The sequence below is a fragment of the Exiguobacterium sp. KRL4 genome (assembly GCF_001870785.1).
Lineage (GTDB): Bacteria > Bacillota > Bacilli > Exiguobacteriales > Exiguobacteriaceae > Exiguobacterium_A.
Map to the genome: position 1 here is coordinate 95,545 of NZ_MOLV01000028.1, position 7,476 is coordinate 103,020.

The following is a 7,476-nucleotide window of genomic DNA, read 5'->3' on the forward strand; positions in this document are numbered from 1 at the left end:
CTCCTTTAAAAAAATAAACTTAAAAATGATGTTGTCTATAGTGGGTCGGTGTCTCACCGGTCGTCTGTTTAAAAGCTTGGCTAAAATGACTTTGACTCGAGAAGTGTAATTTTTTGGAAATCGTTAATAACGAATCATCCGTCGAACGTAACAAGCGTTTCGCTTCCCGAATCCGTTCTCGAATCACGTAACGGGCGAGTGGCAGTCCGGTCTCTTCTTTGAAGAGGACAGATAAGTAATTCGATGAGACATGAATTTCTCGACTGATTGACGACACCGATAACGGATCATACAGATGTTGCTGGATGTAACGGATGGCAGCCAGAACATGCGGCGAATGCCGTAACTCCTGAATCTGTTTGACAGCTTCGGCAAAGCTGACCGTAATCCGGACATGGCGGTTCCGGAGCTCCGAAATACTTTGTGCCGCCTCGATTGATTCGATCATCCGGTCACTGAGCATAAACGCTTCATCCGGTTCAAGACCGCCTGTAATGGCAGCACGGGCGCTTAACAAAACGGTACCGAGCAACAGGTTTTTTTCGGCACGTAAGGGTTGATGACGTGCCAGTGAGCCGAATTCTCCGTAAGCGGGCAGGGAGTAGGTCGTCGCAAGTCGTTCACTTTGTCCGGATGCAATCCATTCGATGATTTGTTGTTCCCGTTCCCATGCCTTGATGTAGGCGGTCGAAGCGGTATGCGAAGGAACATCAGCAATGAGTGGGATTTCTTGATCGGCGACTTCCGATTCGACCCGGATATCCCGTGCGGCTAATTGTTGACCGGTTAACAGCCGGTAAACGAGATGTGCACAATCAATCAGGCGATTTTCCGTCGTTCGCGTCAACGATTTGTAAAACTGATGAAACGTTTCATCTTGAATATGTGCTCGGAATAAGGCAGACTGCAACAAAACCGGACCGATCCGGTATTGGCCTTGATCGAGGACGGGGATGAACAGATAAGCTGTTCCGTCCTTTAAGGTGTATAACAGTGGAGTGATCTCCGGAGGCGGCCAATTCTGCTCGATGGTTAATTGGCTCGGATGGAAGGGCGGAATGGGCTGGATGTCCAATTCTTCTCCTGTCGCAGATCGATAGGAGACAAAAAAACCTGTCGTTCCATAAAGGTGTTCTGCCGTTTGGATTAAGTCGTCTTTTTTAAGGGACATCTTCGATTTCTCCTTTCCATAAACGTGTTGTTTTCAGTTTACGTCGTGTCTAAACGATTGTATAGCAAGAATCAATTAAAAAACAGGACACCCGGTACCGAAGGAAATCGGTAAGGGGTGTCCTGTTCGTCGGTTACTGCTTAGACGGTTCATCAGGATGAGACGCTTCTTCTTGTAACGAGACGTCATCTTCTAAAACAGAGGAATCGTCCGAAACAGTTTCAGCGATGAGTTCGACCTCATCGAGGGAAGAAGCGGCTATTTCCTGTTGCGCAAGAGGAGAGGGCTCATTCGTTTCCTCGAAAAGAGTGTCTTTTTTATCGGTCGTTTCCTCATCGACTTGGAAATCGATCGTCAAGGCATGGAGTTCCGTCGCGATTTGAGCCAGGTGGACGGCAGCCGTCGTGACCGCTTCAATCGTCGCATTCGTTTCCTGAATGCTCGCAGCACTTGTTTCGATCCCGGCAGCATTTTCTTCCGCCAAGGCGAGGATTGTTCCCATCGCGTCCGACACGTCTTCCGTCGCTGTCGTCAAGGCACCGATATCGCCCGTCAAAGATTCCGTCCGTTTCGAGACATGTTGGACGGAACCGGCAATCTGTTCAAAATCCACGCCCGTCGTCTTGACGGATTCAAGGGATTGTTTTAAGTCATCCATGACACCGTTCATCGCACCCATTGCCGTTTGGGTCTCGTGCTGGATGTTACCCAGTAACTGCTTGATTTGTTTTGCCGATTGATCACTTTCTTCTGCGAGCTTCCGGACTTCGCTCGCGACGACGGCGAAGCCGCGGCCTTGTTCACCGACCCGGGCCGCTTCAATTGCTGCATTTAATGCGAGCAGGTTCGTCTGGCTCGAGATGGCCTGTAAGGTGCCAAGAATTTTCCCGATTTCATCCGAACGTTTTCCAAGAAAATCAGAGGTGTTCTGGATTTCCTGTTCAAGTGAATCGGAGTGTTGTAATAAATCCGTGATTGTTTGTTTGGTTAGGGCACTGCCCCGTGTTGCAGCTTCGGCGACGGAAGCGACTTCTGTCAAGGTTTGTGTCGCAGCCGTTTGCATTGCGACGGAGCGTTCCTTCACACCATAGACAGCGTGGGAAGACCGTTCGGCCTGTTTGGTTTGTGTCTCGCCGGCAGCAGCGATTTCTTCCATCGTCTGTCCGATTTGGACGGAGGCATTTTGAACGTGTGTTGCATTCGATGATAAGTCTTGTGACGCATCACGGACGGTTCCGGCAGAGTAGGTCATCGCCGTAATCGTTTGACGGAGTTTATGGCGCATCGCGTCAAAATTTTCACCAAGGTCAGATAACTCATCACGGATCCATCGTTTGTCACGATGCGTCGTTCGTAAGTCGCCGCTTGCGATGGCTAAGGCTTCATTGCGGAGACCGGACAACGGACGGTTAATCGACCGGCCGATCAGCCAAGCAATTAACGTCGCGAGCGCAATCGCAATGACGAAGTTGATCAAGGACTGCTTGAGCATCGCGTCTTTTGGTGCATATAACGAGGCGTAGTCGAGAACGACCGCTAGTTTAAAACCGGTTTTGGAAGATAGTTGCCAAATGACAACCGATTTTTTACCGGCGACATCCATGATGGCAGAACCGGATTCTTGATTGATCATTTGTGTTGGAGCCGCAAAATACGGTTTCCCGTTTTCGCGCAGCTGATCGACTTTTTTGAAGAAATGATTTTTATTCGGATGGGTGACGATTTTGCCATCCTTCGTATAACTGAAAACGAAGCCGTCTTGACCGATCTCGATTCGTTTCATGTCTTCCGACAGTCGATCGACACTTTTATAGACGGATAAAACGCCTTTGATGTTGGCCTGATCGTCAAGCGTCGCTTTTGAAAAGCCGATGACGGATAACTTGGTTGCTTCATCATAATACGGTTCGCTCATCGCGACGGTACTGGAATTTTCAAGTGCTTGCTTGTACCAGATTTCTTTGCGGGGATCATAACCTGCCGCCGCGTCTTGTTTCGGCCAATTCAAATAGCCACCTTTTACATCCGCATATTGAATGAATGAATTTTCGATTTTCGAAGAGCCGTACTTTTCAAGGACACTGTAGATATCCTTTGCTTTTTGGGAAGGTAGTTCGGTCGATGTGGATGCTTTATTGGTGTCTATGTAATTCGGTAGTTGACCATCCGCACGATTGAAGGGCAGACCGGCCAGTAAGGTCGTATCTTTTTTTGTGTCGTCGATGATGCGCGAAAACGATTGTTCGAGTTGTTTCAAGGCTGTCTGAGAAGTTGAGTCGACGAGACGTTCGACCGTCTGACTCGTCTGGTCGTAAGAAAACCAGGTCGAGACGCCTAATGTGAGGGCAGGTAATAAAATAAGTCCAATAAAAAGCCGACGTGTGATCGGAAGACGCATGTGTAATTCTCCTATCTTTTTGAAATAGTCTTTAAAATCTGTCTATTCTGATTATCGGAAGGGTAGTACTAAATATGAAGGAATTGTGGGGAGATTTTCATGATTTTGGAACTGAATACAACGTAAGTTCATGATAAAATAGGAGAGGTTTCACAGAGTGGCTAGGGAGGAACAAGAAATGAACATTGCGTTTTTCTTATTACCAAAAGACGAAGTCAAATACTTAGATCCGGAGTCAACGGTCAGACAAGCACTGGAAAAGATGAAACATCATCGTTTCACATCGGTCCCACTCGTTGACGATAAAGGAAAATATGCAGGAACCCTGACGGAAGGGGATGTCTTGTGGGCACTGGAAAAAAATCTCGAACATGCGGACTATGACCATGTCTTACAGACGCGTTTGACAGACATCAAACAACGTGTCCGCTATAAGCCGGTCTCGATTACTGCACAGATGGAAGAGATGATTGAAGTCATCACCGATCAAAATTTCGTGCCTGTCATCGATGATGGAAAACACTTCATCGGTATCATTCGTCGGCGTGATATCATTGATTATTTTGCTAAAAAAGTCGCACGGGAAAACGTTCAATACTAAAATCTAGTATTAAAAGCACTTATTTTCACGAAAAGTGAGGATAAGTGCTTTTCATTGACCCATTTTCACTTCACGAATCTGCCGAGTCGGACGATATAGAAACATAATGACAAGTTAAGGAGGACGATGTGTTGCGACGTTTATCACCAGTCTCCATCGTAGAAGCATTCCGAAAACGCTCTTACTATAAAACGTTCTCACGGATGATTTTAATCATTGGTTTATTAGCGTTATTAATCGCGACGCAACAACTACTTAAAAATCTAGAAGATGGGAATCAGTTTAAGCGTTCAAGTGAGATGATGAACATCTTTGATCGATTGAATCAAGTCGAGCGGAATTTGACGGACGAATACTATCTCACCTTAAGTGAAAAAACGGAAAAAACAACTTCGCTACGTAGCGACGTGTGGCAACAAACGAAGACGGAACTGACGGCACTCGAACAACAGATTGAGAAGACAGAGACAGACGGTCCGACGAAAAAGGGGCTCTTGTCCGAAATCAATCAACTGCAAGCCGGCGGGTATGCATCGGACCATCAGTTTTTTCGAGCTGTCACTTCGTATAAAAGTGAGATTTTGTTCAATCAACTGTACTTAAGCGGAGAGAAGGGGACGTATTATTCGCTTTTCTCGAATTTATTTTTGATGGAGGAAGAGTTCGGACGTGCTGGTCAGTTTCTGTTAAGCGCTAATCGAGATCACCAGTTGGATTCGATCGAGCTCTTACGGATTCGACAAATACGTCAGGATGTCAACTTACGGAATGATACGCTGCTTCAGTCCCTGTATGCGACGATGCGACCGGAAGAGACAGAACGCAGACGAGACATTTCAGTGATGAGCAATCAGATGTATGCGTATTTACGGATAATTGACGCGACGCTGAGTCAACCGAACAATCCACAATACGGAACGATCGATAAAGTATCAGGACGGTATCAAACGAGTATGTACCGTTTGTTCGATGAAGGAATTCGAAAGGTACAGTCAGAACTGACGGAGAAAGGAAACACCCTCATTCGAAATGCCTGGTTGATGTTCATCGTGACGTGTCTCGTCATCTTGTCGTTACTTGGGTTGACGCTCTCCTTATTGCGGGCGTTCCGAAAAGATTTACATATCCTTCAGGAAGAAGCGAATTTCTTTGCGGAAGGTCCTCGTCAATCACATCATCATGTGCCGGAACAAAACGACTTCCACCCGGTCGTTGAGGCATTCCGGACGATGACGACGATCATTTCCGGCTTACTGGATTACAATGATAAAAAAACGATTGAAATCAAACAGAAAAAAGCAGAAATCGAATCACTGTTTTCACAAAATACGAACCCGATCGTTGCGTTATCATCAGATTTTCAGTTGCTGAGCGGCAATGATCGGTTTAAGCAATTGGCCCAATCGTCGGGCTTAATGACGATTGAGGAACTGATTCACCCGGCGGACTTGAATCGTGTCCGGCGGGCATTGAATCGGGCGATCGAAGGATATAGCCAGACGATTCGTTGCCAAATGATTTTTAAGCAAGATATCCGTAATATGTTCGTCAACATCATTCATGTTCCGTCGAAAAATGACGGGGGAACCGCTCTCTACTTGACGTGTCACGACGAGACGGATCAATTCAAACGAGAAGAACGGATTACGCAACTTGCGCTGTATGATGTTTTGACGGGCTTGCTGAACCGAAACGGTTTTGAACAAAAGATGAGTGAAGCACTGGCGGCGCCACAGCCGGGGGAACTCGTCACGATTGGTGTACGTCAGTTCAGACGCATCAACGATATTTACGGACACAGCGCCGGCGATCAGATTTTAAAAGAAGTCTCGAACCGGTTGCGCCATCATTTCATCGGGACGGGATCAGCCGCCCGAATTGGTGGAGACGAATTCGCCGTCTTGATTTTCCAACAAGAAATCGTCGATTACCGGGATCTTAAAACCATCATTGAGCGTCCCTATCAAGTGGATGGGGAGACGATTGACGTCAATATCAGTATGAGTATGGTTCGATATCCAGACGACGCGGTAGCAGTGACCTCATTGTTGTCATCCGTCGATATTGCGATGCAACACGCAAAACGAGAACAAGCCGGTGAACCGATTTGGTTTGAATCGTGGATGAGTGAGGAATACCGTGAATCGGTCGTACTCGAATCGGAGTTGCGGGAAGCGATTGCGCGTAACGAACTTCAACTGTTTTATCAGCCGCAGGTGAATCTGAAGACGCAGGAAGTTGATGGATGTGAAGCATTGTTACGGTGGTTCCACCCGGAGCGGGGAATGATCAGTCCTGCTGTCTTCATTCCGATTGCGGAACGATCGATGCTCATTGAAGAGATTGGCATGTGGGTCGTGCAGGAATCGGTCAATCAAGTTCGCCGCTGGGAAGGGACGCCGCTTGAATCGATGCGTGTTTCCGCTAACCTATCCGTTAAAGAACTCGTCTCGGGTCGGATCGTCGAGTTTCTGACGGACGTCAGAGATCGGTATCCAGGGATTGAACAACGGATGGAGCTTGAAATTACAGAATCCTTTGGAGTCTTCTCGGATACACGGGTGTTTGATGCCTTACAGACATTACATCGTCTCGGGTACCGGTTGGCGATTGATGACTTCGGTACCGGTTATTCTTCGTTATCCTATTTAAGCCGTTTGCCGATTCAGCGTTTGAAAATTGACCGTTCCTTTATCAGTGGAGATGATGCGTGTTCGAACGCACCGTTGATCGAAACGATCATTCGTTTGGCGCATACGTTAAAATATGACGTGGTTGCTGAAGGAATCGAACAAGCGGAACAAGGGGAGAATTTACGGAAACTGGACTGTGAATATGGTCAAGGATTCTATTATTCACGTCCGATTCCGCCGGATGAATTTGAAATTTGGTATGAGCGGTATCAAAAAGAAATTAGCCAATCCGGATGACCAACCGATTGTTGAATGAACTTTAGTATGAAATGATGACCGTTTCCCGTTTGATTGAGGGAAGCGGTCTTTTAATGTCGGTGAGAAGAGTCTCTACATTCATGTAAGAGTCGGGAATCTGACGAATTAATTGGAAGCAACGTCCTTTTTCTTCCCTTGCTTTCCTCGGACGAGACGCAAGCCGCGCCGTCTTATTCTGTCGGATGCGAAGTCGGGTCTTGCCTGTCTCTGTCAGCGTGCAAAAGCATGCTTTTTCCCGTAGGAGTCAAGGGAAGACAGGACGTCGATAGTACCTCCGTATTTCGAAGAAACGCATGAATGGCGACAAAAAAACCGAAACGATTAGTCCTTTATCATGAACTGAGCCCTAGAGTTT

General features: G+C 46.9%; 4 protein-coding genes. 2 read left to right on the forward strand and 2 right to left on the reverse strand.

The window, feature by feature from the left end; all coding sequences use genetic code 11:
* Positions 1-19: 19 nt before the first annotated feature.
* Positions 20-1,171, reverse strand: coding sequence for a helix-turn-helix domain-containing protein (locus tag BLD48_RS14080; RefSeq protein WP_071500783.1), 1,152 nt, complete (start codon positions 1,169-1,171; stop codon positions 20-22).
* A gap of 133 nt (positions 1,172-1,304) precedes the next feature.
* Positions 1,305-3,569 carry a methyl-accepting chemotaxis protein gene (locus BLD48_RS14085; RefSeq protein ID WP_071500784.1) on the reverse strand — a complete coding sequence of 755 codons (2,265 nt, stop codon included), beginning with the start codon at positions 3,567-3,569 and terminating at the stop codon, positions 1,305-1,307.
* Positions 3,570-3,747: 178 nt separating this feature from the next.
* Here BLD48_RS14085 and BLD48_RS14090 point away from each other — a divergent pair, with 178 nt between their 5' ends.
* Both BLD48_RS14090 and BLD48_RS14095 read left to right on the forward strand, forming a co-directional pair.
* On the forward strand, positions 3,748-4,170 hold the full coding sequence (locus BLD48_RS14090) for a CBS domain-containing protein (protein ID WP_012371366.1): 423 nt from the start codon (positions 3,748-3,750) through the stop codon (positions 4,168-4,170).
* A 128-nt stretch (positions 4,171-4,298) separates the two neighbouring features.
* The gene (locus BLD48_RS14095; RefSeq protein ID WP_071500785.1) at positions 4,299-7,100 is read left to right on the forward strand and encodes a putative bifunctional diguanylate cyclase/phosphodiesterase; all 2,802 of its coding nucleotides are present in this window, start codon (positions 4,299-4,301) and stop codon (positions 7,098-7,100) included.
* The last annotated feature ends 376 nt before the right edge of the window (positions 7,101-7,476 follow it).

What these genes read in the sequence shown, in the direction of transcription:
- BLD48_RS14080 (WP_071500783.1), bottom strand. Translation starts at nt 1,171, where the DNA reads ATGTCCCTTAAAAAAGACGACTTAATCCAAACGGCAGAACACCTTTAT.
- BLD48_RS14085 (WP_071500784.1), bottom strand. Translation starts at nt 3,569, where the DNA reads ATGCGTCTTCCGATCACACGTCGGCTTTTTATTGGACTTATTTTATTA.
- BLD48_RS14090 (WP_012371366.1), top strand. Translation starts at nt 3,748, where the DNA reads ATGAACATTGCGTTTTTCTTATTACCAAAAGACGAAGTCAAATACTTA.